The sequence below is a fragment of the Streptomyces flavofungini genome (genome assembly GCF_041028215.1).
Lineage (GTDB): Bacteria > Actinomycetota > Actinomycetes > Streptomycetales > Streptomycetaceae > Streptomyces > Streptomyces flavofungini_B.
The window spans coordinates 1-2,594 of sequence record NZ_JASKYR010000968.1 but is presented as its reverse complement, the minus strand read 5'-3'; the positions used below and the strand labels follow the sequence as shown (position 1 = coordinate 2,594).

General features: G+C 73.4%; 3 protein-coding genes and 1 pseudogene. 3 read left to right on the top strand and 1 reads right to left on the bottom strand.

Going from position 1 to position 2,594, the window contains the following annotated elements; translation table 11 throughout:
* From AB8Z36_RS37225 to AB8Z36_RS37215, 3 genes are all read left to right on the top strand, one after another.
* Positions 1-814: PP2C family protein-serine/threonine phosphatase (locus AB8Z36_RS37225; protein ID WP_369217806.1), on the top strand; the 814-nt coding region annotated here is incomplete at its 5' end.
* Positions 811-1,890, top strand: a complete 1,080-nt coding sequence (locus AB8Z36_RS37220) for a cobalamin B12-binding domain-containing protein (protein WP_369217805.1) — start codon at positions 811-813, stop codon at positions 1,888-1,890. The genes AB8Z36_RS37225 and AB8Z36_RS37220, both read left to right, overlap by 4 nt.
* The gene (locus tag AB8Z36_RS37215; RefSeq protein ID WP_369217804.1) at positions 1,887-2,279 is read left to right on the top strand and encodes an STAS domain-containing protein; all 393 of its coding nucleotides are present in this window, start codon (positions 1,887-1,889) and stop codon (positions 2,277-2,279) included. Before AB8Z36_RS37220 ends, AB8Z36_RS37215 begins: the two co-directional genes overlap by 4 nt.
* 11 nt (positions 2,280-2,290) lie before the next feature.
* Here the strand turns inward: AB8Z36_RS37215 and AB8Z36_RS37210 are convergent.
* A pseudogene (locus AB8Z36_RS37210) lies at positions 2,291-2,594 on the bottom strand (PH domain-containing protein); the annotation flags it as partial.

Here is a 2,594-nt window from a genome sequence, read left to right as displayed (position 1 = left end):
CTCCGCGGCCCGGCTCTACGCCGAACAGAGCGCCATCTCCCGCACCCTCATGCGCGACCTGCTGCCGCCCTCCCTGCGCACCGTCCACGGCGTCGAGTTCGCCGGGGGCTACCTCGCCGCGGGCGCGGGCGAGCTGATCGGCGGCGACTTCTACGACGTACACCCCGGCCAGGGACCCCAGGACGAGACCCTTGCCGTCCTCGGCGACGTCTGCGGCAAGGGCCTGGAGGCCGCCGCCCTCACCGGCAAGATCCGCAACACGGTGCAGGCGCTGCGCTCGGTGGGCCACGACCACCAGCAACTGCTCACCCTGCTCAACGAATCGCTGCTCCAGGACGAGCACACCCGCTTCGCCACCCTCGCGCTCGCCTCGGTCGCCCTGCGCGGAAACCGCGTCGACCTGCGCGTCACCAGCGCCGGGCACCCGCCGCCGCTCATCGCACGCGCGGACGGCAGCGTCGTGGAGGCCGACACCAGGGGCACCCTGATCGGCGCCCTGCCGGAAGTCGCCTCCACCACCGCGCGCGTCCGGCTCAAGCCCGGCGAGGTGTGCCTGCTCTACAGCGACGGCATCATCGAGGCCAGGGGCGGCCCGCTCGGCGACGAGATGTTCGGGGCCGAGCGCCTGTCGTGGGCGCTGTCCGAGTGCTTCGGCATGATCGCCGAGGCCGTCGTGGAACGGGTGCAGATGCTGGCCTCGCAGTGGGTGGGCCGCGGGCCCCACGACGACATGGCCGTGGTGGCCATAGCGGCCCCGCGTCACCAGCACCTCAGCGCCGTGGACGGACACACCCGAGGCAGGTACACCGGATGACCGCTGTTGCCCACCCGCTCGAAGCGGTGCGCGATCAGCTCTGGCACGACGTACGGGACGGCGACGAGGCCGGTGCCACCCGCACGGTCCAGGACACCCTTGAGGCGGGCACCGGCTTCGAGAGCGTGCTCCTCGACCTCATCGCCCCCGTACAGGCGAGGGTCGGCACCGAATGGGCGGCCAACCGCATCAGCGTCGCCCAGGAACACGCCGCGACCGCCATAAACGAGCGCGTCATCACCCGTACCGCGGGCATTCCCGGGAACCACGGAGGTGCGCGGCGGCGCGGGCGGATCACCGTCGCGTGCGTGGACGGGGAGTGGCACGCCCTGCCCGCGCGGCTGCTCGCCGAAGTGCTGCGGCTGCGCGGCTGGCAGGTCGACTTCCTCGGCGCCCACACCCCCACCCCGCACCTGGTCAGGCATCTGCACCACACCGTGCCCGACGTGGTGGCGCTGTCGTCCTCGATCCCCACGCACCTGCCCGTCGCGCACGCCGCCCTGACCGCCTGCCAGGCCGTGGGCACCCCGGTGCTCGTCGGCGGCGCGGCCTTCGGCCCCGACGGGCGCTACGCCRGGGCCTTCGGCGCCGACGCGTGGGCGGGCGACGCGCGCGCCGCCGCCGAGCGGCTCGAACAGGGGCTCGCCCGGCCGCGCGCCACCTTCCACCAGGCCGTTGACGACCTGCCGCACCTCATCGACCAGGAGTACTCGATGGTCGCGCGGACCCGTGGCGAACTGGTCAAGGAAGTGCTCACCGAACTGGAGGAGCTCTTCCCGCCGATGGCCCGGTACACCGTGCGGCAGCGCCGGCACACCGCCGAGGACATCGCCCACATCGTCGACTACCTCGCCACGGCGCTCTACCTCGACGACGACGAGCTGTTCAGTACGTTCCTCGACTGGACGGCGGACATCCTCACCGCCCGGGACGTCCCCGCCCACAGCCTGCTGCTCGCCCTGGACACCCTGGAGCGCAGGCTGTCCGACTTCCCCAGGGCCACCCGCGTGCTGGCCACCGCTCACTCAGCCCTCGGCGCCCGCACCACGGGCCGTACCACCGGAGAAGACGCATGACCCGCCCCGTCTCCCGCCTCAGTCTGCGCACCGAGATCCAGCAGGGTGTCGTGACCGTCCACCTCGGCGGGAACCTGGAGTACGGAGTGACCGAGACCCTGGTCTCCTCCGTCACCGAACACCTCGATCTGGCCCGGGGCGGCGGTCACGCGGTGCGTCAGCTCCGTATCGACATGACCGGGCTGACCTACATCGACTCCATGGGCCTCGCGGCGCTGCTGATGGTCCGCCGCCGCACGGACGCCCGGGGCGTCGACCTGCGCCTGGACCACCGCCCCCGCTGCCTGGACCGGCTGCTCGAACTGACCGGCACCCTGGACCACTTGACCGCCCCCCGGCCCCGGTCCGCGGCGCCCGACCGGGTGGCGGGGGAGTCCGCGGGAGAGTGACCCGGCGGGGCTCACACGCGGGCGGCGGCAAACAGCCCCAGCGCCGCCAGGACGCGGGTCAGGTCGGCCGGAGCGGCGGCGAGGCGGACCGGGCTGCCGTCGTCGTCGAGTTCGGCCACGTGCCAGTCGCGCGGGAAGGTGTCGCCGTCATCGCCGCGCGCCCGCCGCACGCCCTTGAGGGTGAGCCGCGCCGCCGGTATCCGCCGCGCCGCGAACAGGTCGGGGCCCGCGTGCGGTACCACCATCGGGCCGCCCTCGACGAGGGCGATGTGGGTGCCGAAGCCGTGCGGGTTGTAGTCGGTGTGCTCCAGGAAC

Bases quoted from the DNA above. Each gene is read 5' to 3' on its own strand.
- AB8Z36_RS37215 (WP_369217804.1), top strand. From the start codon at position 1,887: ATGACCCGCCCCGTCTCCCGCCTCAGTCTGCGCACCGAGATCCAGCAG.